The organism is Clostridioides sp. ZZV15-6597 (assembly GCF_020657815.1).
In the GTDB taxonomy this organism is placed as follows: Bacteria; Bacillota; Clostridia; order Peptostreptococcales; family Peptostreptococcaceae; genus Clostridioides.
In genome coordinates, this window is the sequence record NZ_JAGWCT010000059.1 from 1 (window position 1) to 24675 (window position 24675).

General features: G+C 29.4%; 22 protein-coding genes. 1 reads left to right on the top strand and 21 read right to left on the bottom strand.

The genetic code is table 11. From position 1 onward, the window contains the following. Nucleotides 1–186: 186 nt before the first annotated feature. The 14 genes from KGF52_RS13260 to KGF52_RS13325 all read right to left on the bottom strand — a co-directional run bounded on the left by KGF52_RS13260 (nt 187) and on the right by KGF52_RS13325 (nt 16009). Nucleotides 187–1056 (bottom strand): AraC family transcriptional regulator, encoded by an 870-nt coding sequence (locus tag KGF52_RS13260; RefSeq protein WP_227840506.1) that lies wholly within the window; start codon nt 1054–1056, stop codon nt 187–189. A gap of 153 nt (nt 1057–1209) precedes the next feature. Continuing rightward, a complete protein-coding gene (locus KGF52_RS13265) occupies nt 1210–2328 on the bottom strand; it encodes a C45 family peptidase (RefSeq protein WP_227840507.1) in 1119 nt (372 codons plus the stop codon). Nucleotides 2329–2643: 315 nt separating this feature from the next. After that, nucleotides 2644–4062: a YfcC family protein gene (locus KGF52_RS13270; protein WP_227840508.1), complete on the bottom strand. Its 1419-nt coding sequence runs from the start codon at nt 4060–4062 to the stop codon at nt 2644–2646. A 23-nt stretch (nt 4063–4085) separates the two neighbouring features. Beyond that, complete coding sequence (locus KGF52_RS13275) at nt 4086–5225, bottom strand: M20 family metallopeptidase (RefSeq protein ID WP_227840509.1); 1140 nt, start codon at nt 5223–5225, stop codon at nt 4086–4088. 376 nt (nt 5226–5601) lie between these two features. Beyond that, a complete protein-coding gene (locus KGF52_RS13280) occupies nt 5602–7065 on the bottom strand; it encodes an alanine/glycine:cation symporter family protein (RefSeq protein WP_227840510.1) in 1464 nt (487 codons plus the stop codon). A gap of 656 nt (nt 7066–7721) precedes the next feature. Further along, a complete protein-coding gene (locus tag KGF52_RS13285) occupies nt 7722–8984 on the bottom strand; it encodes an MFS transporter (protein ID WP_227840511.1) in 1263 nt (420 codons plus the stop codon). A 23-nt stretch (nt 8985–9007) separates the two neighbouring features. After that, nucleotides 9008–10216 (bottom strand): PLP-dependent aminotransferase family protein, encoded by a 1209-nt coding sequence (locus tag KGF52_RS13290; protein ID WP_227828231.1) that lies wholly within the window; start codon nt 10214–10216, stop codon nt 9008–9010. 28 nt (nt 10217–10244) lie between these two features. After that, complete coding sequence (locus tag KGF52_RS13295) at nt 10245–11138, bottom strand: bifunctional enoyl-CoA hydratase/phosphate acetyltransferase (protein WP_227840512.1); 894 nt, start codon at nt 11136–11138, stop codon at nt 10245–10247. A gap of 17 nt (nt 11139–11155) precedes the next feature. Beyond that, nucleotides 11156–12214 (bottom strand): butyrate kinase, encoded by a 1059-nt coding sequence (buk, locus tag KGF52_RS13300; protein ID WP_227840513.1) that lies wholly within the window; start codon nt 12212–12214, stop codon nt 11156–11158. Nucleotides 12215–12372: 158 nt separating this feature from the next. Continuing rightward, a complete protein-coding gene (locus tag KGF52_RS13305; protein ID WP_227828228.1) occupies nt 12373–12912 on the bottom strand; it encodes a 2-oxoacid:acceptor oxidoreductase family protein in 540 nt (179 codons plus the stop codon). 12 nt (nt 12913–12924) lie between these two features. Then, nucleotides 12925–13644, bottom strand: a complete 720-nt coding sequence (locus KGF52_RS13310; protein ID WP_227840514.1) for a thiamine pyrophosphate-dependent enzyme — start codon at nt 13642–13644, stop codon at nt 12925–12927. 2 nt (nt 13645–13646) lie between these two features. Further along, nucleotides 13647–14723 (bottom strand): 3-methyl-2-oxobutanoate dehydrogenase subunit VorB, encoded by a 1077-nt coding sequence (vorB, locus tag KGF52_RS13315; RefSeq protein ID WP_227840515.1) that lies wholly within the window; start codon nt 14721–14723, stop codon nt 13647–13649. A 29-nt stretch (nt 14724–14752) separates the two neighbouring features. Then, nucleotides 14753–14950 (bottom strand): 4Fe-4S dicluster domain-containing protein, encoded by a 198-nt coding sequence (locus KGF52_RS13320; protein ID WP_227432605.1) that lies wholly within the window; start codon nt 14948–14950, stop codon nt 14753–14755. Nucleotides 14951–15241: 291 nt separating this feature from the next. Next, the gene (locus tag KGF52_RS13325; protein WP_227828226.1) at nt 15242–16009 is read right to left on the bottom strand and encodes an IclR family transcriptional regulator; all 768 of its coding nucleotides are present in this window, start codon (nt 16007–16009) and stop codon (nt 15242–15244) included. A gap of 275 nt (nt 16010–16284) precedes the next feature. Between KGF52_RS13325 and KGF52_RS13330 the strand changes: the two genes are divergently transcribed. Further along, nucleotides 16285–17832: a nitrite/sulfite reductase gene (locus tag KGF52_RS13330; protein WP_227840516.1), complete on the top strand. Its 1548-nt coding sequence runs from the start codon at nt 16285–16287 to the stop codon at nt 17830–17832. Nucleotides 17833–18006: 174 nt separating this feature from the next. Here the strand turns inward: KGF52_RS13330 and KGF52_RS13335 are convergent, their stop codons facing one another. The 7 genes from KGF52_RS13335 to KGF52_RS13365 form a co-directional block, all read right to left on the bottom strand. Then, on the bottom strand, nt 18007–19188 hold the full coding sequence (locus KGF52_RS13335; protein WP_227840517.1) for an aminotransferase class I/II-fold pyridoxal phosphate-dependent enzyme: 1182 nt from the start codon (nt 19186–19188) through the stop codon (nt 18007–18009). A 1-nt stretch (nt 19189) separates the two neighbouring features. Further along, the gene (locus KGF52_RS13340; protein WP_227840518.1) at nt 19190–20272 is read right to left on the bottom strand and encodes a M24 family metallopeptidase; all 1083 of its coding nucleotides are present in this window, start codon (nt 20270–20272) and stop codon (nt 19190–19192) included. A gap of 110 nt (nt 20273–20382) precedes the next feature. Beyond that, nucleotides 20383–21720: a PTS transporter subunit EIIC gene (locus tag KGF52_RS13345; protein WP_227840519.1), complete on the bottom strand. Its 1338-nt coding sequence runs from the start codon at nt 21718–21720 to the stop codon at nt 20383–20385. Between the two features lie 42 nt (nt 21721–21762). Further along, nucleotides 21763–22089, bottom strand: coding sequence for a PTS sugar transporter subunit IIB (locus tag KGF52_RS13350; RefSeq protein ID WP_227840520.1), 327 nt, complete (start codon nt 22087–22089; stop codon nt 21763–21765). 2 nt (nt 22090–22091) lie between these two features. After that, nucleotides 22092–22412, bottom strand: coding sequence for a PTS lactose/cellobiose transporter subunit IIA (locus KGF52_RS13355; protein ID WP_227840521.1), 321 nt, complete (start codon nt 22410–22412; stop codon nt 22092–22094). A gap of 17 nt (nt 22413–22429) precedes the next feature. Next, nucleotides 22430–23458 carry an aminopeptidase gene (gene ypdE / locus KGF52_RS13360; RefSeq protein WP_227840522.1) on the bottom strand — a complete coding sequence of 343 codons (1029 nt, stop codon included), beginning with the start codon at nt 23456–23458 and terminating at the stop codon, nt 22430–22432. Nucleotides 23459–23469: 11 nt separating this feature from the next. Then, nucleotides 23470–24675: PTS sugar transporter subunit IIA (locus KGF52_RS13365; protein WP_227840523.1), on the bottom strand; the 1206-nt coding region annotated here is incomplete at its 5' end.

The following is a 24675-nucleotide window of genomic DNA, read 5'->3' on the forward strand; positions in this document are numbered from 1 at the left end:
AATTAGAATTTTCAGAAATATACAAATTTTATTTCGACTATATTTTAAATTTTTCTTAAAAATTTAAGAACTTGTTTTTATTTATTTTATTATCAAAATCGTCTATAGCTGATATAAATAAAAAAATAGATGCTCTTTTCTGAGCATCTATTTTCTATTTCAATTTATTTTTAGTTTTATTTACAGTTATTTTATAGGTATACAAATATCAATCTGTGAATCTACATTATCAGGTCCTAAAAATCTTTCATCATATATCTCGAAATCATCTCTTATATCAATTTCTTCCTTTGTGCTTAAGAACCAAGTTCCCCATATATATTCATAAGTTTTATCTAGCTTGTCCAAGCTACCAGTATGAGTGAATACAGCGTATTTTCCTCCATCAATATTTTTTGAAACAAATAAACTTGGTATACTTTCATAGCTACTAACTTCAAACCCTATTATTTCGTTAAATTCCATAGTTTCACTAAGTAGATGTATTTGTGGAGCTGCTTCACAAATTCCAAATGCTCTATTTGATGACAAAGTGTTTGGTACCATATGATGTATTTCTCTAAATCTTTCCCACAAACTAGGTAATGAGTCATCTTCTAATATTACTTTATCTCTTATACCAATTACTTTTATTGAATCTATCTCTTTTATAACTGGTTTGATTGTTACATTATCAACTAAGTGTTTCATAAAATCTAATTCTAGCTTTTTCTTCTTCCCAACAAATACATCTATTCTATTTTTTCTATATTCTATAGGGCTGACCTTGTATATAGCTTTAAATGCTCTACTAAATGCTTCTGAAGATTCAAAACCACTATCAATTGCTATATCTATTACTTTTTTATCACTATATAAAAGTTCTTTTGAGCTATTAACTAATCTTCTTTTTTTTATATAGCTTCCTACACTCTCACCAAACATGGACTTAAATAAACGTGTTAAATGATAATACGAGTATCCAGATTCTTTTGCTACATCATTTACACTTATATCTTCTTTTAAGTTATTTTCAATATATATTATAGCTTTTTCAAAATATTTTAAGTAATCCAATATTATACCTCTATCCTTTTTAATATTCTCAAATATTATAATATTTCAAGTAATACTATTTTGTTTACTATACTAAAATATAATAAACAATTCAACATAATATAGCACTTTCATTTTATATACTCTAACTATCTAAGATAATTAGAGTATTTCTTATTTAATTAATTTAAAAAAATCAGCTGGTACTTTCTCTATATTTATATTTATAAGTTGCGTTGTACACTTAAAATTGTCATTTAGATAGTAACTATTCCATCCATTATCTTCTAATCCACCCCATAAGATATTAAATTTTCCCGTATTTAGGTCCATAACTATACTTTTTAAAGTTCCAAAAAAATCATTATAATAATTACAAGATAGACCCTGTGGATATTTTGAAGTCAATAAATTCATTAAATCTCTCTCACCAATCTTTTTAGAACTCTCTATATATTCTTTAATTAATTTGTATCTATGAATAGAATTGCTCATTGATTGTGGCTCAAATTTATGAAGTTCATCAATATGGACATGATTTGTAGAATGTAAAAATGATTCTCTTTTGTCTTCTGCCTTATTTATTCTATTTATTTCTTTTCTTCCATCTAAAGTTTCTACAAGTGCAATATTTCCAGACTTATCTGCAATCAATAAATTAATATTATATGCTATTGGCATATCTTCTATATACACCAATGCTTCATCTACATCCTTACAGTTTTCCAACAAATATCTAATAACAGCCCAAAATTGTAAACCTACAATAGCTGGCTTTCTCAGTCCTTCTGAATTACCTACAGGTAAACCACAAGATGACTGACTTACACCTAAACCACATTCATTCATTCCCTCAGTTCTACCAAACTGCATTACTGTAGTCCCAATATGTGCATATTTCCTAGTTACCTTAGTTTCGCATAACACAAAATCCTCCATCTTGTGTGAAAAGTCAAAATTACGTGCAAATAGTACATGACCACTTTCAGTTAATTCTGGTGCTAGTGCAACTTGACTACAACCTGGTCTAAGATATGTCATAGTATAGTATAAAATTTGATTCTGATTTATATGAATAGCATCAGCAAAACCTTGTAATTCTTCATTAAGACCTGGGCAGTATTTATCAAATAGCTCTTTCATATACTTTTCTTCTTCTTTAGTTAAAACATTAGGTTTACCAATTTGACTTCCTATTAATTCTGGTATATCTACAATTGATTTTCCAAGTTCATATCCTATTTCATAATTCGTTCCACACAATTTAATATTTCTTACTTTTAAAGTTTCCATATATCTTCCTCCTCTAGTATCTATGTATATTTGATTTTAGCACCTAAAATATATCTTTTCATGATATTTTTTGCTATAACAAATTTATAAATAATAAATGAATTTATTTCTGAATTAATAGACATTACTAAACTAGTCAAAGTTATAAATACACATTTAAATAAAAAATAGTAAACTAAAACGGTGAACTTTACAAAGTTCACCGTTTATTTTCGAGATTCTATTTAATTTAAATTTAATAAAATATATTTTAATTTAAAAGACTCAACTTTTAATATATTCTTTCTTTAAAGCCTCTATAAAAATATTTATTATCTAAAAAGGACCTAAATTAATCTGTACTGCAATCATCAAAAATACAAACCCTAAAACTAATTCCATAAGTATTATCTTTGATGCAAATTTAAACCATCTTGTATAAGGGATATGAGCAATAGATATTCCAGCCATAAGAACTCCTAGTGTTGGTACTATTCCATTTGCAAATCCATCACCCATTTGATAAGCTAAAACTGCAACTTGTCTAGGTATTCCAATAACATCTGCAAGTGGAGCCATAAGTGGCATAGTTACCATAGCTTGACCTGTACCTGAAGGTATAAAGAAATTGATTACAGACTGCATAATCATCATTGCTCCTCCACTAAAAATCCTAGGAACATAATTTAATACTAATGACAATCCATGAACTATCGAATCTAAAATTACTCCTTGCTCTAATATAACTACTATACTAGATGCAAATCCTATCAAAATAGCTGGATAGACCATCTCTTGCATTCCTTTTACAAATCCAGAAGCAATTTTATTTGGACTCCTACCATAGACTATTCCACATAAAATTCCTAGAGCAAAGAAATAAGCTGATAAATCTGACATTCCTAAAGAAAATTTTACAATCAATATCATCAGAACGAGTATCCCTCCAAAGAATGTAACTAATACTCTAATATTTCCAGAAGACAACTTATCCCCAACAGAAGACTCATCAATTTGCCAGTGACTATAATCAATATCTGATACTAAACTTTTACTTGGGTCTTTTTTTATCTTTTTACAATAAGAAATTATATATGTAGAAAGTAAAATCATTGTACAAATCCAAAATATCCATCTAAACCACATTCCTGAAAAAAGTGGTAATCCAGAAATACCTTGAGCTAATCCTACTGTAAAAGGATTAATTGTAGCTGAACCATATCCTGATGCAAGCCCCAATAAGAGAATACCCGCAGCCACTAAAGCATCATAACCTAAAGCTATACATAATGTCATCAAAATTGGTAAAAATGCTATGCATTCTTCATACATACCTACAACGCCACCAGCTAATCCAAAAGTCAATACTAAACACGTAATTATAATCTCACCTTTTTTGCTTCCTTTACTTTTGGAGATAACTCTACCAATCAGGGCATCTAGTGAGCCAGTAGAATTTACTATCCCAAAGGCACCTCCAATAATAAGTACAAAGAAAACTGTTACAGAATTTTTTTCAAGCCCACTTGGTATAGCTCTGAATACATCCATTATACTAACTGGATGTTGTTCTCCATATGTAAAGCTTCCAGCTTGCACAATAATATTTCCAGTACTTAAATCTTCAACTCTATTATATGTTCCAGAAGGAACAATGTAGGTCATTATGGCTGCAAATATAATAAGACCTATCATCAAAACATATGCATCTGGGAATGCTAATTTTTTCTTCTTGGTTTCACTCTTATTAGTCATAGCCTAATCCCCTTTGTTAGAATTTACTCTTCTTTCATTTTTTTTAGTACTCCTGGCTCTTCAAATAAACGTAATCCTGTCAAAGCTAATACCTTTATTCCATCAATTACTCTATTTTTTGCATATGGCTTTATAGCTGCCTCTAAAAATTCTTTTGTATGTAGTTCTTCACCATTTTCAGAGAATTTTATCAAAGGATGTATACATGGCATAATTTGACTGAGATTTCCCATATCAGTAGAACCAAGCATTACTTGTTCTTCTTCATCAACAATCCCAAATTCTTGCATTATATCTTTAAATATATTTATTAAAACTTTATTTTCATTCAACCCTTGACATGTAGGTTCAAAATGGTAAAAATCTAGTTCACAGCCAGTTGCTATTGCTGCTCCTTTAGCACAGTTCTTTACTTTTTCTACAACCTCATCAAAATAGTCTTGTTCTTTTGCTCTTATTTCTAATCTAACTTTTCCTCTATCAGGTATTACATTTGCAGCGGTTCCTGCTTCTAATATTATACCATGGATTCTAGTTCCATCTACTAACTGTTGTCTTAACGCATTAACATTGTTATATAATAGTACAACTGCATCTAGTGCATTTATTCCATTATATGGCTTAGCTCCTGCATGAGATGCTTTACCAGTAAATACAAAATCTAATCCACCAATAGCTATAATTTCTGGACTTACACAAGTTTTTGAATTTGGATGTATCATCATTGCAGCATCATAACCATCAAATACACCATGTTCTATTAAGTAAGGCTTTCCATCCCCAGTTTCTTCAGCAGGAGTTCCAATTATACTCACTTCTCCTTTATAAGTATCTAGTATACTTGAAAGAGCTATTCCAGCTCCAACTCCCATAGATGCTATCAGATGATGACCACATGCGTGACCATTTCCTGGAAGAGCATCATATTCTGCTATAAAAACTATTCTTGGACCATCACCATTTTTCTTAGTTGCTTTAAAAGCTGTAGCCATACCTGCTAAATTTTCTTCAACCTCAAAACCTTCTTCTCTTAAAAATTCTGATATTTTTTTAGCAGATTTATACTCTTGTAGAGCAATTTCTGGTTCATCATACAAAGATTGACATAGCTCCAAAACTTTTTCTTTCTTTAAATCCGCCACTTGTATTATTTTTTCCTTCATATCAACCTTACCTCCCATTAAAATTAATTTATATATTTATTCATATAAGATAGAACAAATTTATATTTATTGTATTAAAACGATTTCTACACTTATTGTAAAACCTAATAACCTATTCAACAGTACAAATTTTTCTATCTATTATTTTATCTATTAAAATAAACAATCTTACTATATATACTAACCTTTAAAATAACAGTTTTAAATATAAATATATATTTCTACATGTATAAATCAAACATTTAATAAGTAAAAATATAAACATATCAATCAAAACTTATAATTCTACTATTATGCATTATATTGAACTTATATATCTGTGATATCTATTTTGAAAATTTAATTAAAATATCTATATAAAATACTTCACAAATAATTAATTTAATTTATGCTCACTCTCTTTTAAGCATCTATTTTCCCAAAATTCAGCATTTTTTATATCTAATTCAACAGGATTAAAAATCCTATCAGCTCTCTTTATTCCTAATTTTTTCTGTCTTATGTAATCATAATATGCTTTTATAGCTGGCTTTTGCAGTGTAAAGATAGCAATTAAATTTATATATGTTAAAACACCTATACATATATCGCCTAATGCCCAACTTGTAAGTGGTTCTATAAAACAACACATTGCTGCACATATTATAAGCATAAATCTACAGACATTTATTATGTGCTTTTCATGTTTTTGTGCTTTAATTCTAGTTACCAAATAAGATACATTGGTCTCCATCATATATGAGAATGCTAATAATGTTGTGAAGGTAAATAATAACAAAACTATTGCTATAAAAATATCACCCAATTGAGGATGTAATGTATTTATTGCACTCTGCACATATTGTGGACCTGGCTCTACACCTGGTAGTGCAGTTAAAATTCCTGTAACATTGTATTTTCCTGTTATTATAATCATAATACCTGTAGCCATACATATTAATAATGTATCCACATAAACAGAGAAAGCTTGAACCAATCCTTGTTTAGCTGGATGACTTACTTCTGCTGCCGCTGCACCATAAGTTCCAGAACCTTCGCCTGCTTCATTTGAATATATACCTCTTTTGACTCCCCAAGATATTGCTGCACCTAACATGCCTCCAAACATTGAACCAAACCCGAATGCAGATTTAAACATCGTTATAATAGCATCTGGAACTAAATTTATATTTACTATGATTATAACTATTGTCATGATAAGATATGCTCCACCCATTATAGGTACTACCTTTTCAGCAAATAAACCAATTCTTTTAATTCCTCCAAAAATTATTATTCCTAATGCAATAGAAGATGCAACTGCAATTGTCATTCTTGAAAATCCAAAGGCTTGATTCATTGCTAAGTATAGAGTATTTGATTGTGTCCCAGGCATAAAAAATGTATAACTTATAATTGCAACTACTGAAAATAAAATTGAACATCTTTTCCATCCAAGACCTTTTTCAAAGTAATATGGAGGACCACCTCTGTACTGCCCATCATGTTCATCTTTATATATTTGAGCTAGAGTAGATTCTACAAATGCAGTCGCCGAGCCTAATGTAGCCATTATACACATCCATACTAATGCTCCTGGACCTCCCATTGCTATTGCTACAGCCACACCAGCTATATTACCAGTTCCAATTCTACCAGCCATTGATGTAGCAAACCCTTGAAACGATGATATACCAACTTGAGAACTATCTCCTTCAAGTAAAAGAGTAAACATCTCTTTTATGTCTTTTATTTGGAAAAATTTTAATTTCAGTGAAAAATACAATCCTATGCATAGGCACATTGCAACTAATACAGGTGACCAAACAATTCCATTAATGGTGTTAACTAAATCGGTCACTCAACTCACCACCATTCATTTTAATTTATAGACAATAATTTAAACAGCTATGTATTAATATTTTGTATAAACTTTATTTAACTCAACATATCTTATAGACTTATTTTTTATTTTTTTATCTTATTTCTATCTTCTAATATGTAAACTACAGCAATTATTACCAAAATTAAGAATATCAATTGATACATGAACATAAGTATATAAATTTTTTAACGATATGTGTTTGACAACCAATCAAACAATATAAATTGAAATACATATAAGGAAAGCCCAATACTACTACATAAACAGCATAAACAGTACACTATTAATATGTAGTTAGATAATATATAGTTAGATTTCATAATTTTCTTATTCATTATTAGATATAAAATTGAGTGCAAATATCATCTATTACTAAAATCCATGTAAAATTTATATTAAACAAGCTTATGTAAATATACAAATAGGTGATAATTGCTACTCAATCTTATACTTTTAGGGGTAACTTTATGCTAAAACTATATTAAAAACACTTGATAACATTTTAATTTTTCCACACTTTATTCATCAAATATAACTATAAATTTTAATTTAGTATTACTTTTTTATACAGTATTTATTTTAGTAGATTATACTGAAAAAATACTCTATTATCAAATGAAACTTTTAAACTTTTAAACTTTTAACTTATCCAATCTTCTCTTTTTAACTTTTAATATATATAAACAAGATAATATTCCTATTATTAAAATAGCTATTTGGAATATAAATGTATATGTGTATCCTTTGTTACCATAAGTATCTATCCAATGCCCTATTAATGCAAATTGAAATACATCTGGTGAAAAACCTAAAGCTGCTGCTATACCTATAGTAGTAGCTGAATATTTAACTGGAACATTTACTTCCTCTTGAACTGCATAGTATATACCTTTTCCCATATAACCTAATATACCTACTACAAATGTTAATGCTATAAATAAAGTCATTGGCGTTGATGAAGGCAATACTAAGAATAAAATTATTACTGCTATACCAAGTACATATATTGGTAAAAGCACTTTAGTAGGTGATTTTACTTTGTCTGCACAGTACCCTCCAAATGGAGCACCAAATAGTTTTAATCCATGTTGTCTTATTATAGCTAATGCTCCAGATAGTGCGACTGAACCTCCAAGTACTGAGGTTATATAAGGTGTAAAGTAAGACATTGTAACTGTAAATGAATATACACAGAATATACTTATACCTACTAACCAAGTATTTGGTGATTTTAAAACTACCATAAAGTCACTAGCAGCCATTTTTTCATTTTTACCTTCTTCTTTTTCTTCGCTAATATCTACATCTTTAATGACAAACCATAATACTGGACACATCACTATAGATAATATTCCTAAAGATATCATTACCCATCTCATACCTAAAACAGGAGTTGAAAATAATGTATAAATATATAAGAATATAGCTCCCATTACTACTCCAGAAACTCCAACCATAGCTTCATTAAATCCATAAACTTTACCTTGATTTTCTTTTCCTATAACTCTAAGTATCTTTACCATAGAAGGATAGTTCATAACTAATGATGTAATTGCACAACCTACCCAAGTTATAACAGCAAATGTATAGTTCATGTTAAATGCAAATAAAAATGATACTATTCCATTAAGAAATACAGAACCTAAAATTATCTTTCTATAATCAAATCTATCTGCTAACCATCCTCCTATAGGAGCTCCAAATATATTACCTAAACCATAAATAGTAAGTAAAAAACCTAGTTGAGTATTTGAACACTGTAATGCTTTTAAAATTGGATCATACAATGTGTATTGGATAAATGGTATAATATAAACTAATTCCCAACATATAGCTATGATAACAAGTTGAATCATTAACTTTCCAAACTTTAGCCCGTTCCCTTTTTCTCCCATAATTAAGCCCTCACTTTTAATATTTATTCACAAGCATAATTGAGTTCTTTTTTTATAACTTCTGCAAGTATTTTAATCCCTTCAACTATTTGCTCTTCTGACATTGTTGTATAATTAAGTCTCATAGTATTTTTTGGACCATTATTTGCAAAGAATGATTCTCCAGAAACATAGGCAACTCCAGCATCAATAGCTTTATCTAGTAAATTATCTACATTTATACTTTCAGGAAGTTCAACCCATATAAACATACCTCCATCTGGCTCTGTATATTTAGCTTCTTCTGGAAAATATTTTTTCATAGTTTCTAGCATCAAGAAACATCTTTTTTTATACTCAGCTCTTATTTTTTCTACATGTTCATTTAAATTATATTTCTTTAAGAATTCTATTACTTGTACTTGAGAAAATTGATTTGATTGTAAGTCGATACCTTGCTTTAAAAGTTCTGCTTTATCTATAATATCTATATTCCCACACATCCAAGCAACTCTAAATCCTGGACATAACACTTTTGAAAATGACCCTAGATATAGTACTTTATCTTTAGTATCAAGTGATTTAAGTGTAGGTAGTGGTTCTTGTGTAAATCTTATCTCTCCATAAGGATTATCTTCTATTACTATGACATCATACTTGTTTACAACTTCCATAAAATCTTTTCTTCTTTGTAGAGACCATGTTTTTCCTGTAGGATTTTGGAATGTTGGTATTACATATATCACCTTTATGTTTGAATTTTCAGATAATAATTTATCTAAATCTTCTGTTACCATTCCTTCTTCATCTGTATCTACTCCTAAAAAATCACATTCATAAGGTCTAAATGCATTTATTGCACCCAAGTAACTTGGATTTTCTGTAACTACTATATCTCCTTTTTCTAATAAAATCATAGCACTAAGAGCTATACCTTGTTGTGAACCAGTAGTTATTATAATATTTTCTGGTTTTGTGTCAATATTTTCTTCTTCTTTCATTCTCTTAGCTATTATTTCTAACAACTCATCTTCACCTTTAGTAGGTCCATAAGCTAAAGCAAATTTTCCTCTTTCATCAAGTACTTGCTTAGTTACTTCACTTATTTCTTTTATTGGAAATAAGTTTGGGTCAGGAAGTCCTGCTGCAAAAGATATAACAGTTCCACCACTTGCCACTTTTTGAGCTATCTTCTTTTGAGAGTCTCTTATAGCTGAAGCCTTTACCATATCCATTCTTTTTGCATATTTCATAATAATTCATCCCCTTTTAAATAATTTCTTATTGTGATGCTAAGCAGGCTAATGCTATTGAATTTATTTTAATTTCGGCTGTATCAGAACGTGAACCTAAAATTATTGGATTTGTTGCCCCCAAAACTATCCCTGCCCACTTAGCTTTATTGAATCTAAGCCATGACTTTCCTAATATGTTTCCTGCCTCTATATTTGGAAATACAAGTAAGTCAACATCGCCAGCAATATTACTTTTGATACCTTTATGCTTTGCTGCATATGCATCAAATGCAACATCAAAGGCTATTGGACCTTCTACTATACAATTTGGTATTTCTCCTGATTTTACCATCTCTACAAGTGAATTAGCATCTACTGTAGATTGTATTTTGGGGTCTACCATTTCATTTGCAGTGAGTATTGCAGTTTTAGGATTTTCCATACCTATACTCTTCATAGTAAGAAGTGAATTTATCATTATATCCTTTTTCTGATTTAAATTTGGAGATACATTTATCCCACTATCTGTACAATAAAGAAGTTTGTGGTATTGAGGTAATTCATATACTGCAAGTAAACTTAAAAGCCTTCCTGTTCTAAGACCAAACTCTTTATTTAATATAGCTCTCATATAAACACTTGTATTTACTAACCCCTTCATAAGAACTTTAGCATCCTTATTTTTAACTACCTCTACAGCTTTTTTAACTGATTCATCAGGATTTTGACATCCTATTATTTCATATCCTTTTAGTCCAATCTCTTTTGATATATTTTCTATTTTATCTTTATTCCCTACGAGAATTGGCTTTATAAGATTTAAATCTGTTGCTGATTTTACAGCTTTTAACACTTCTTCATCTTCTGCAACAGCAACACTTACAATAACAGGTTCAAGCTTTTTAGCTTCTTCTAATAAATTATTAAAATCTTTTAACATATTTTTTCTCCTAAATATTAATAAGTTTTTGCCATTTCTTCTCCATTAAGAACTCTAAGAGCTCCAAGAGCAAGTGCTTCCATTTCCATCTCACCTGCCACTATCTCTACTGGTGCTAAATATGAAACTTTTTCTATTATTCCTTTAGTTACCATTTCCGAATATGATATTCCCCCTGTTAAAATAATCCTATCTATATCTCCAGAAAGTGAGGCTCCATACATAGAAATCTCTTTAGCTGTTTGATAGATAAACGCATCCATTATAAGTTTAGCTTTTTCATCACCATCTTTAATTCTATTTTCGATTTCTATCATATCTTTTGTTCCTAAATAATCGTACATACCTCCAATTGAGCTTACTTTTGCAACCATTTCCTCATGAGTATATTTTCCTGAGTAACATAATTCTATAAGAGGGTATGCAAGTAATCCTCCACTTCTTTCTGGCGAAAATGGACCATCAGACCTTCCACCACTTCCATCTATCATTTTTCCTTTTTTATGTGCTACAATTGATATTCCAGAACCTAGATGTGCTACAATAAAGTTGTAATCTTCATACTTTCCACCTAGTTTTTGTGCTATTTTTCTTGAAACAGCTTTATGATTTAGTGCATGTAACCAGCTAGCTTTTTCTATATCTGATATACCTGTAATCCTTGATACATCATCAAATTCATCTACCGAAACTGGGTCTACTACAAATGATTGAACTCCTATTTCATCTGCTATAGTCTTAGCTAACAAGGCACCTAAGTTTGATGCATGTTCTCCATTTATTTCATTTCTCATATCCTCAATCATTTCTTTACTTACGATATAAGTACCACCTTTTATAGCCTTCATAAGTCCACCACGACCTACTACTGCATCAAAAGAATTTATATCGTGATTTTCACTACTTAAAACATCCACTATTAATTGCTTTCTATAATCATATTCATCAAATACCTTAGAAAAATTTTTTAAATCTTCTCTTGTATGAGTTATATTTTTTTTCAAAACTTCATCTTTATCTTGAAATACAGAAATCTTTGTAGATGTACCACCAGGATTAATTACTAAAATTTTCACTTCAACGCCTCCTCGGTTTCATACTGTAGAACGTCGTTCTGTTATTTTTTTAAAAATTTTGTCGTCCTATTACTCAGAACGACGTTCTATATTTTATTAATTAAATACTAACACATAAAAATGAGTATTTCAATAATAATTTTAAATATTTAAAATATTCACTCATAATCATATCCAGCTTCAAATGCTTCCACATTTTTTGCATTAAACTTTCCTTTACCTTGATTTTCAAAGTACTCACACATACCACTTTCAAACTCTTCTTTTGTAAATAAATCTAAATTCTTCACCATAGCACCCAACATACAAATATTAGCAGATTTTTCATTGCCTAAATTTTGAGCTATTTCAGTAACAGGTACTTTTATAACATTAATATCTTCTCTATATTTTCTATCCTTATTTACTAGTGATTCATTGACAAACATATAACCATTTGCTTTCATTAAACTTTCATACTTATCTATTGATACACTATTCATTCCCAATAATATATCTGGATTTTTTACACAAGGATTTGCAATTTTCTCATCACTTACAACAACATTACAATTTGCACTTCCTCCTCTCATCTCATTTCCATAAGATGGGAACCATGTAATCTTCTTTTCTGCCTTATATGCAACATACATTATAATTTTTCCTGCTGTAAGAACTCCCTGTCCTCCAAAACCAGCACATATAATTTCATTTAACATATTATTTCCTCCCTAATCAATAAATTCTCCAAGTTGATACTTTGGAATAAGTTCGTTTTCTATTCTCTTCATAGCATCTACTGGCTTTAATCCCCAGTTTGTTGGACATGGTACAAGTATTTCTATTAAGCAAAAACCTTTCTTATCTTTTTGTTTTTCAAGTGCTTTTTTGATATATCTTTTTGTTGTATTTATTTCTTTAGGGTTAGTTATTGTTCCTCTTGCCAAATATGCTATATCTAAATTTCCCATAACTTTTACAACATCAAATGTTGAACCATGGTCTTCATATGTTCTACCTGCTGGAGTAGAAGCTGTATGTTGACCTTGTACAGTAGTTGGAGCCATTTGCCCACCTGTCATTGCAAACATATTATTATTCATAACTAAAAATATTACATTATCATTTCTAGTAGCAGCTGACATAGTTTCTCCAAGTCCTATTGCATAAGCTCCACCATCTCCAGCTATTGTAAATATATATTTATCTGGTCTAACTCTTTTCATAGCTGCCATAGCTGCACCCATTTTACCATGAGGAGGAACAACAACATCTACATTCATACTAAATTGAAACATATGATTACAGCCTATATCTGAGCATATAATCGTATCTTGACATATATTCATTTCTGTTAATACTTCTCCAATAATTCTATCGACTATAGAGTGTCCACAGCCTCCACAGAACATATTTTCACACATCATTATTGCTGGTGCTTTTTTAGCCATAATTAAAATACCTCCTCTTGCTTAGCTTTTCCATCTATAATCTCTTGAGCAAAATCTATTAATTGATTTACTTCTGCCATATATTGAGCTGTTGCTACTGAATATACTGGGAATCTATTATTACATGCTATAATGACATCTTCCTTCATTTGTGCCATCATGTTCATTTCAACTGTTACAAGCCCTTTTAATGAATCTTTTAATTTTTTGAAAGCTTTTCTTGGGTAAGGCCACAATGTTTTGGGTCTTATTAATCCAAGTTTTATGCCTCTTGCTCTTGCATCTCTAACTGCACCTTCTGCTATTCTTGAAGAAATTCCATATGCAACAAATACTACATCTGCATCTTCTATCTCTATTTCTTCCCATCTTTGTTCATTTTCTTGAACTTTTCTCATTTTTTCTATATAACCTTTTTGCCATGTATCTTGGTCTTCAAAATATGTTATATCAGTTATTACTTTATTTTTTTCTCCAACAGGAGTTCCTTTTGCTGCCCATGGAGCTTTATCCTTATCATATTCTTTCATTGGTGGTGCTAAACAAGGTTCTACCATTTGACCTATTGTAGCATCAGAAAGTATAAGTACTGGATGCATATATTTTTCAGCTAATTCAAAAGACTCATATGCCATATCCATATTTTCTTGAACACTATTAGGTGCCAATACAATTAAATGATAATCTCCATTTCCTCCACCTTTTACAGCTTGCCAGTAATTATCTTGACCAGCTCCTATAAATCCATCTCCTATACCATATCTTTGTACACATGCTACAACTGCTGGTAAACCAGCTGATACCCAATATGCAATTCCTTCTTGTTTTAATGAAAATCCAGGTCCAGATGAAGACGTCATAGCTCTTGCTCCAAGTGCACTTGCCCCCATAACCATATTTACGCTGGCTATTTCAGATTCACCTTGAATAAATACTCCTCCAACCTCTTTTTGTCTCCAAGCCATCATTTCTAATATTTCTGATTGTGGTGTTATTGGATAACCTGCATAAAATCTACATCCACCACGTATAGCTCCTTCTGCTAAGGCTTCATTTCCCTTAATTAATAAACTTTGCATACGTTTTCTCCCTTCCAATAAAAAGTTATTTATAATATCTCAAATACTAAATCAGGACACATTGTATAACAAGCGCCACATTGAACACACTTTTCTTCATCGACTTTGACTGTTACAAAGCCTTTTTTATTCGTGTAATCAGAAAGACTTATTGCTTCTTTTTTGCAAGCTTCAATACAAAGATAACACCCCTTACATCTTTCAACACTCAACTTGACTTTTTCCATTTTTCAAATCTCCCCTTTTATGTAGTAATTTTTTTACTTAATTTTAAATATATAATATTTATGTGGGTTTATTATATATATTTCATTGCCGTTCTATTCTTTAGAACACTGTTCTGTTTTGTATTGCTTAATTAAAAGATATCACATTCGCTTATATATTTCAATAATTTTTTCAATTTTAAAAATATTTAATTTTTATATTCAATAAAAAAGAGACCCTATCTAAACTGGCATTTACAAATAACAATTTAAATTTAGTCCCTTTTTATTATTCAAATTTATTTTTTAAAATTATCTAAAAAGTTCAGATATACTCTTTGCAGTTTCTATAACTCTTTTAATCTTATATTCAAGGTCTCCTTCTTGCATTCTTATAGTAGGACCTGATAGACTTATTGCTGCTATAGCTCTATTATTTTTATCCAAAATAGGTGCTCCAATACAAGTTAAACCATGTTCTAGTTCTTGGTCATCTAGAGCATATCCTTGCTCTTTTATTTTTGCCAAAAAAATCATCATATCATCCCAATTATCAATTGTATGCTCTGTATATTTGTGTATTGGAGTTTTTCTGTACTTTTCAAAATCTATAGAATCATTAAATGCCATAAGACATTTTCCAACTGCTGAACAATAACATTCACTACTGGAGCCAACTGACGGATTTACTGAGAGTAATTGATTTGAGCCATATTCTTTATGTATTATGATACTTCTTGGAGAATCTTGAGCTCTTTCTTCTAGTATAGACACATTCACCACTTCGTTAAATTCTTGATTTAATTTTTTCGTATATGGTTTTACTATTTCAGTCAAAGACATTTGTTCTCCCACAACCATACCTATTGCATATAAATTTATTCCCAGCCAATACTTACCATTTTCAGTGTTTTGTATAACAAAACCTTTGTTTTCAAGAGTTACTAAAGTTCTATGTACAGTACTCTTATATACTCCCATAACCTTACTTATTTCAGTTATTCCCATCTCTCTCTTCTCATGATATAATAGCAAAATTATGTCTAGGGCTCTATCTAATGCATTTATTATCTCTCCCATATACAAATACTCCTCCTGCGAATATTAAGTGTTTATTCAACACTATACTAAATATTATATATTAAAATTACAAAATTATCTATTTATCTTAATTATATTTTATAAAACAAAAATATTATACTTATTTAACAAAATAAAGAGTCCTACTCAGTATATCTTCCTTATTTTGACTTTTGATAGTATTCTACTGTTATATTTTTACCATCTCTAGATAATAATATATATAATTATACAGTATATTTATTTTTATACAAGTCTAATAACGAGGTGAAATAATGGATAATTTAAAAGATACATTGTTAAATGAACTACATAATTTTAAAGAATATTCTTTAAAATTATTGAATGGAGAAATAAATAAAATGCAATACAAAGGATTTTCTGGTGGATATGGAGTTTATGCTCAAAGAGACAAAAAATCATTTATGATAAGACTTCGAGTATCTGCTGGAGTATTGTCGAAATCTCAACTTGAAAAAATTTACCAAATGGCTACCAAACATAAGCTAGATAAGATACATTTAACAACTAGACAAGCTATACAATTACATGACTTGTCTATAGACTCTATAGTTGATGTTATGGAAGAGGGAATAAAAAATGATATCTTCACTAGAGGCGGTGGTGGTAACTATCCTAGAAATGTAGGTTTATCTCCATTATCAGGAGTTGACCCTGACGAAGCTTTTGATGTTACTCCTTATGCAGTTGCTACTGATAAATATTTTATCAAAAATGCTACTACATATCACTTGCCTAGGAAACTAAAAGTTTCTTATTCTAGTTGTTATACAGATGCTGCCCATTGTAGTATACAAGACTTAGGATTTGTAGCTACTCTAAAAAATGGCAAACCATACTTTAGAGTCTTCTTAGGTGGAGGTTTAGGTAAACAACCTAGAGTTGCTTTAGAACTTGATGAAGTCATAAAACCTAAAGATGCATTATATTGTGTAGAAGGAATGATTAAATTCTTTATGGCTTATGGCAATTATGAAAATAAAAACAAAGCTAGAGTTAGATATATGGTTGAAACTCTTGGAGAGGAGATGTTTTTAGAAAAATTTAAAGAATACTATAAATTAGAAAAAGAAAAAGGTAATCTTGAACTTAATGTTGAACAAATTGATTATTTTAAACCTGGAATTAAGATAGATTTACATGACTCTAGATTAATCCATCAAAAACAATCTGGCTTATATACTGTATATATACATCCAATAGGAGGTCTATTATTGACTAAAGATTTAAAAATTTTACTTCAAGAGTTAGATAATATTAAAAATCCTATGATTAGATTAGGTATGACAGAAGGATTGTACATCTTAAATTTAGATGGAGATGAAGCAAAAAGAATATTAGAAATAAGCAAGACTATTAGTTGTAACTCTCAATTAGAACAGAGTATATCCTGTATAGGTGTTCCTATTTGTCAGATGGGTATACAAAATAGCCAAAAAATGTTGCATGAGATAATAGATTATTTTAGATTACAAAACAATGAAGAAATTTTAAACAAAGCTCCTAAATTATATATTTCAGGATGTCTAAATTCATGTGGTGTTCACCAAATTGGTAGCATAGGATTATGTGGTAAAAAGAAGAATGTCAAGGGTGTATCTACTGATGCATTTGAATTATTTGTTGGAGGTAGTTTTCAAATAGGTAAGACTAAACTAGGAAAATCTCTAGGAGATTTTAAAGCTAGTGACCTTCCAAAGATGCTTTATGAAATAGTTGAGGTTTCATCAGGAAATTTTTATGAATGGATAAATTCAAATGATGATTTATTAAATAAAATAACTGATAAGTATAAAATATAACTTATCATATTTGATAATAAAATAGTTCATTGGATATATCCACATTGTACAGAGCGTATTTTGTAAAAAAATGACTAAATATATGATTATTTATTTTAGTCGTAATTCTTTGCTACTTACAAAATAGATAGGAAAAAATCGTTCCTATCTATTTTTAATAGCTTATTTTTAAAACTATTTGCTATTAGTGTATAAATAGTCTATACTCTTTTTAAATCTTTCAAGACCTTCTTTTAGTTTTTCTCTTGGACATCCACAATTCAATCTTAAATATTTCTCACTTCCGTATATTTCTCCCCTCATTATTCCTACTCCTCCAATATTAATTAAAGACTCTTGTATTTCTTCACAAGTAAATGGAACTTCTCTACAATCTATCCATGCCAAATATGTACTTTCTGGCTTTGTAAATTTAATATCTTCAAAATTCTCTTTTATAAACTGGGATACATAACTTAAGTTATTATCTATGTATTCAACAAGTTGTTCTATATAATAATCACATTCATTGTAGGAAACCATTGTTGCATACATACCTGGTAAACTTACAGAGTTTAGAAAATCTCTTCTTCTTGTTATCGCTAAAAATTCATCATATATATTTTTATTTGGTATAACAGCATATGAACCTGTTAATCCTGGATAATTAAATGTTTTACTTCCAGAAGATACTAAATATAGCTCTTTGTATTCATTTAAATATTTAACTATTGCTAAATGTTTATTTCCTGGCATGATTATATCAGCATGTATTTCATCACTTATAATTTTTACATTGTGTTTTTTACAAGTACTTATTATAAATCCCAATTCAATTTCTTTCCAAACCTTACCTGTTGGATTATGAGGTGAACATAGCAATAATACATCACAATTTTTTATACTATATTCAAATTCATTGAAATCTATATTAAATTTGCCATCATTTTCGTACAATTGTATTTTTTCTAACTCAAATCCATTTTCTTCTACTACACTAAAGAATGCATCATACATAGGATTAAATGTAGCAACTTTCTTTTTGTTCTTACAAAGTAATCTAAGAAGTAATGATACTGAATACATAACTGATGGGCTATATAGTACCCAATCATTCTCTATTTTTGTTTGGAATCGTCTATTATAATATTCTGAAATGCTTCCTTTAAAATCATCATGATTCCATCTAGAATATCCATATACCTGATGATGTAACACCTCTTGTAACTTTTCATATACTGGCTTAGGTACTGTAAAATCTGTATCTGAAATAGAAAATGGAATTAAGTCTTTTTTCCCAAATCTATCTTGTATGTAATCCCACTGTGTGCAATAAGTACCTTTACGGTTATAAACTTCATCAAAATTGTGCTTCATATTAATCCTCCAATATAATTATATCTTTAGTTGTTCTATTTAATATAGTTCCTATCCCATCTTTAATCCAAACATCATCTTCTATTCTTACTCCACCTAAGTTAGGTATATATATTCCAGGTTCACAAGACATAACCATATTTTCACATAATATAGTTTCTGAGCTTTCATTTAAAAATGGATATTCACACCCATCTCCTATACCTATTCCATGTCCTAATCCATGATTAAAATATTCACCATATCCTGCATCATCTATAATTTTTCTTACTTCATAATCTATATGTTTAGCTTTATTTCCTACTTTTATATTCGCTATTCCAACTTGTTGGGCTAACTTTACAAGATTATATATTTCTACCATTTTAGGGTTTGGTTTTCCTACAAATATAGTTCTTGTCATATCTGATTGATAGTTTTTGTATTCTATCCCAAAATCTATCATAATAGTATCTCCTGATTCTATTTTTTTACTCGTTGGTCTTCCATGAGGAAGTGCTGTCCTCACGCCTGATGTTATAACTGGATTAAAAGATAATTTACTTGCTCCATATTTCAGTGCATAAAAGTGAACAAAAGCACTTATCTCATTTTCACTGATTCCAGCTTTTATATGCTTTAATACGTTTTCAAATATTTTATCTGTAATTTCACAAGCTTCTTTTAATATATTTATTTCTTCTATATTTTTAATCATCCTTACCTTATTTATTTCATCACCTATTAAATTAAGTTTAAAATCATATTTATTTAATTCTTTATAATCCGATATAGAATATGCCTGAGATTCTATTCCAAGCTTTAAATATTTATTTTCCTTAAAAACCTCATATACAATATCAAAGTGTGATTTATTAGATTTTGATGGAGTATTTTCTATTATTTCAAACAAAAAATTCAGACTCTTCGCTTCATTTGTATATCTTCCATCTAAAATTAAATATTGACTATCTTTTGTTATTAAAATATTTACACCACTTCCTGTTAAAGTCTGTAAATATTTTTTAGTAGTTCTTGACTTTATAAGTATTGCATCTAATTCTAAATCATTTAATAGCTTTTTTATTTTATTCATCCTTTCCATTTTATTTATCCTCCTATTAAAATGTCTTACTAATCTATAAAATAAAAACTATGAATATAGATTTATAGTTCTATTTTCATAGCTTTTATTTATATGCTTAAATTATATTTCTAGAAATCTAAATCACCTAATAAACCTAAGTCATCTTGAGATATTACAGATTCTTCTTGAACTTCTTGAGCCTGCTTAGCATCTCTCTCATTACATTGTTTTTCATACATTTTATAGAATGGATACCATATTAATATAGATCCTATCATTTGTCCTGCTTGAACTATTGGAGTTAACCAATGTCCATTTACTAAGAATCCTTCTATAAATACTCCTAAGTATGGAGGATTGAAAAAAGGCTTGGCTAATATTCCTGCATGCATTAAGAATGATGGGAATGTTCCTAGTATAGTTCCTCCAATTACAAAAGGTAAAAAGAATGTTGGATTTAAAACTATTGGTCCACCAAATAATATAGGTTCATTTATACCAAATAATGCTGGTACTAAAGAAACTTGACCTATACGCTTAAAGTCTACTCTCTTAGACATTAAATACCAAAATACTAAACCAAATGTTACTCCTGTCCCTGTAAAGTTTGCAAATGCACTTACCATTCCTCCTGTATAGAAGTGTGGTAGTGATTGTCCTACTGCCATAGCTTCCAAGTTTTCAGCTAAGAATTGTGCCGTTATTGGTGCTGTTATTGGTGATAATACCGATGGATGTATTCCAAAGAAGAATAATGTTATTCCTAAGAATGTTATAAATGCAAATGTAAATGGATTATCTAAAGAACCAACTAATGGAGCTAAAAATTGAGTAAGTATTTCTGGAGGTAGTACACCAAATACTTCTAAGGTAATTATTCTTATCCCCATAAATATTCCGACTATTATTACTGTCGTAGGTATTAATTCAAATGAACTTGATACAAAATCAGGTACACTTTCTGGCATACGTATAGTAAAGTTTTTCTTTTTACACCATCTATACAATTCAACAGCCAATACACCTGCTACCATTGCTATAAACAAACCTTTAGTTCCCATATATTTAATATCCATTCCACCATCTTCAGTGAAATTGAAACTCATTAAAAGGAAACCAACAGCAGCTAATGACATTGCTCCTGGCACATAAAGCTTATAGTGTTCTGAAAGGAAATACGTTATACACATACATACTAAAAATCCCATCATTCCTATAGTCAAGTGGAATGGAAGTTGTAACGAGTCCATATTATTTGTTATAAATGAAGTTACAGCATTAGCTCCCATAGCCTTTTCTGCTAAGTTTCCTATAGCTTCTGGCACAAGACTTAAACTTCCTATTATAAGTATTGGAGTCATTGCCACCATTGACTTTTTAATTGCACTTAAGTGATGCTGTTTGTCCATCTTTTGTGCAATCGGTGTAAGATATTTATTCATAAATTGTTCGAACTTTTCAAACATTATTTTCCCCCCTGTTAGTCATATATTATACTTTACTAAGTGTTACATATTAGCTTTTTTGTGAGCTATTAATGCCATCTTAAGTGCAGTTGCACCATCCATTTTCCCATATGTATTTTGATCTATTACTACATATGGTACATTTTTAGGTTCTAATATAGGCTTTATGTAATCAAGTCTATGAGCTATTTGTGGTCCTATAACTAATACATCACAGTTATCAACCTCATTTTTTAATAAATCTACTGGTATTGCTTTAAATTCAAAATCCTCAGTATTTAATTTTTTACTATTTTTTACAGTGTTCTCCATGTTTTTCATTAACATTGTAGTCGAAAATCCACCTGCACAACATAATATTATTCTCATTTTTACGCCTCCTTAGATTCAAATACATCTATTAATTTTTCTATTAAATCTCTAGATAATTGTGAAGTCATGTAATGGTCCTGAGCATGCATCATTAATAAACTCACCATTGACTTACTTTCACAATCTCCAGATAATTCACTTTGTATTAATGCAGTTTGTGCATTATGTGCTTCTAGGTCTATTTTTCTAGCTTCTTCCATACAAGCTCTAGCCCCTTCATAGTCACCTTCTTTCACTTTATTTAAAGCTTCAAATGACTTTGCTTTACTATCTCCTGAAGAAACTATTATCTCCATTATTTTCATTTCTAGATTTTCCATGCTTACCTCCTATGTTGTTAAATAAATTTTAATATATCATTGTACTTCTCTATATTCATATCATTAATAACAGCAGTACATAAATTGATAACCTCTTCAACATCCCTCATATCTACCATTGAATAGTTTCCATGACAGTATCTTAAGGGAACACCTAAAACTATAGCTAGTTTTCCTTCATTTACTAGATGTGCATTTCCAGCATCTGTTCCGCCACCACTAAACATATCGCATTGAAATTTTATATCATACTTAGTTGCTAGGTTTTTCATATAATTCAAGAATTTTTTATTAGGAATCATTGTTTTATCATAATGCACTATCATACAACCTTTAGATAATTGACGTTGATTAGTACAATTTCTAATTAAATCTGGTGCACAAGCAACATCTATAGCAAACACTATATCAGGATTCACTACTTCCGATGCTGTTTTGCCACCTCTTAGTCCAACTTCTTCAGAACTTGTATATACAAGATATATATCATTGTCATCCTTTTTTATTTTATTAATTCTTCTATCTATCTCTTTAAGTACATAGCATCCTATTCTATCATCTAAAGCCTTTGCCATAAGTACATTTTCACTTAACATCTCACTATCACTAGCAAAACATACCATATCCCCTATATTTATACCTAAATCTTCAACCTCTTTAGCTGTACTTACTCCTACGTCTACATATACATCTTTTACGTTGTGATTTTCATCATATGAACAATTCATAAGTCCTTTTATCTTAGTTCCATCAACTTTGGTTATATTTACTTTCTGGAAAGACTTTGCACTATCTTTAACTCCACCAACATTAATTAAATGTAACATTCCAATATCACTTATATGCCTTACTATAAATCCAACTTCATCCATATGAGCACAAAACATCATTTTCAATCCATCACCTCTATGGCGAACTATCATACTCCCTAAGTTATCAAAACTAATTTCTCCATTTATATTTTCAGCTAATATATTCCTTATTTCTTGTTCATTTGAAGCTATTCCATCTGCTTCACATAGTTTTTTTAAATAATTTATACTCATATAATTACCCTCTATATTCTTTGATTTATTAAAGCTACAAATTCTTTGAATGTTTTAGCATTTATAAGTAATCGAACAGTTTCTATGTCATTCATTATTTCATATAGACTACTACTAATTTTTTTATAAAGTCCAATGTTTTCTTTTTTCAAACAAATCATAAATATTAAAGAAACTTTTTTGCCTTCAAATACTATTGGATTTTGTAAAATCTTCACTGAAATTAGATTCTCATTTCCATCAATATCTATAGGATGAGGTGTTGCAACTCCATTTATATATATATTCATTGCAAAGGACTCTCTTTTCAAAACCTTTTCAGAGTATCCATAATCTCCTGCACCTTTTAATTCTATATTTTGGGACATATCCTCTAGACACTTAATATAATCTCTTGAATCATTGTCTATATTAAAATAGTCACTTCTAAAAAACTTACTGATAAAAGCTTGTTCTTTATTTTCTAAAGAATACTCCTTAAATTTTTCAAACATAATCAACTCTTTGATTCTTAAAATATCATAATCATCTAAAAGTTCTTTTATATATATAATAGGTACTTCTAATTTTATATCTAGTTCACAAATCGAGAAAATAATATCTGGATTAAATTTTTCTAACTCTTTCATCTGTATAAGCGAAAAAGTTTTTATATTAGTTTTTTCAAATAAACTACTTATTTTAAATTTTATTAACTGAGCACTTCCGCCACCTGATGAGCATACTATTGCTATTGAATTATACTTTCTAAATTCGTAGATAGCTTGTTTTTCCATATTCATGGCAAAGTATGTAGCTATAAATCCAATTTCATCCCTTTGGATTTCAACATTATACTTTTTGTACATCATTTTTCCTAGTAATATAGCCATATTAAAAGCAACTGGGTATTTGATTTGTATTTCATCTATAAGTGGGTTTTGGTAAGATATACTAAAAGTTGACCTTTTTAACAATTCTGTTAAATGATTTAGTAATGATTTTTTAAATTCTTCATCTTCATTAAAATATGTATTATTTTCTTTATCAAATTGTTCTAAGAAATATTCTAAATCCTCTCTTAAGCTATCTATGTTTTCTTGTCTGCTAAATTTTTTTCTAGCTTTTTTCTTTATCAAAGATTGTAATGTATTGTAATCTTCATTAGATAAATTTAATCCATATTCATTGTTGCTATCATCTAGTTTTAATAATTTAGCTTGCTTATCTATATACAT

Bases quoted from the DNA above. Each gene is read 5' to 3' on its own strand.
- KGF52_RS13265 (WP_227840507.1), bottom strand. From the start codon at position 2,328: ATGGAAACTTTAAAAGTAAGAAATATTAAATTGTGTGGAACGAATTAT.
- KGF52_RS13270 (WP_227840508.1), bottom strand. From the start codon at position 4,062: ATGACTAATAAGAGTGAAACCAAGAAGAAAAAATTAGCATTCCCAGAT.
- KGF52_RS13275 (WP_227840509.1), bottom strand. From the start codon at position 5,225: ATGAAGGAAAAAATAATACAAGTGGCGGATTTAAAGAAAGAAAAAGTT.
- KGF52_RS13285 (WP_227840511.1), bottom strand. From the start codon at position 8,984: ATGGGAGAAAAAGGGAACGGGCTAAAGTTTGGAAAGTTAATGATTCAA.
- KGF52_RS13290 (WP_227828231.1), bottom strand. From the start codon at position 10,216: ATGAAATATGCAAAAAGAATGGATATGGTAAAGGCTTCAGCTATAAGA.
- KGF52_RS13295 (WP_227840512.1), bottom strand. From the start codon at position 11,138: ATGTTAAAAGATTTTAATAATTTATTAGAAGAAGCTAAAAAGCTTGAA.
- KGF52_RS13305 (WP_227828228.1), bottom strand. From the start codon at position 12,912: ATGTTAAATGAAATTATATGTGCTGGTTTTGGAGGACAGGGAGTTCTT.
- KGF52_RS13310 (WP_227840514.1), bottom strand. From the start codon at position 13,644: ATGGCTAAAAAAGCACCAGCAATAATGATGTGTGAAAATATGTTCTGT.
- vorB (WP_227840515.1), bottom strand. From the start codon at position 14,723: ATGCAAAGTTTATTAATTAAGGGAAATGAAGCCTTAGCAGAAGGAGCT.
- KGF52_RS13320 (WP_227432605.1), bottom strand. From the start codon at position 14,950: ATGGAAAAAGTCAAGTTGAGTGTTGAAAGATGTAAGGGGTGTTATCTT.
- KGF52_RS13325 (WP_227828226.1), bottom strand. From the start codon at position 16,009: ATGGGAGAGATAATAAATGCATTAGATAGAGCCCTAGACATAATTTTG.
- KGF52_RS13330 (WP_227840516.1), top strand. From the start codon at position 16,285: ATGGATAATTTAAAAGATACATTGTTAAATGAACTACATAATTTTAAA.
- KGF52_RS13335 (WP_227840517.1), bottom strand. From the start codon at position 19,188: ATGAAGCACAATTTTGATGAAGTTTATAACCGTAAAGGTACTTATTGC.
- KGF52_RS13340 (WP_227840518.1), bottom strand. From the start codon at position 20,272: ATGGAAAGGATGAATAAAATAAAAAAGCTATTAAATGATTTAGAATTA.
- KGF52_RS13345 (WP_227840519.1), bottom strand. From the start codon at position 21,720: ATGTTTGAAAAGTTCGAACAATTTATGAATAAATATCTTACACCGATT.
- KGF52_RS13350 (WP_227840520.1), bottom strand. From the start codon at position 22,089: ATGAGAATAATATTATGTTGTGCAGGTGGATTTTCGACTACAATGTTA.
- KGF52_RS13355 (WP_227840521.1), bottom strand. From the start codon at position 22,412: ATGGAAAATCTAGAAATGAAAATAATGGAGATAATAGTTTCTTCAGGA.
- ypdE (WP_227840522.1), bottom strand. From the start codon at position 23,458: ATGAGTATAAATTATTTAAAAAAACTATGTGAAGCAGATGGAATAGCT.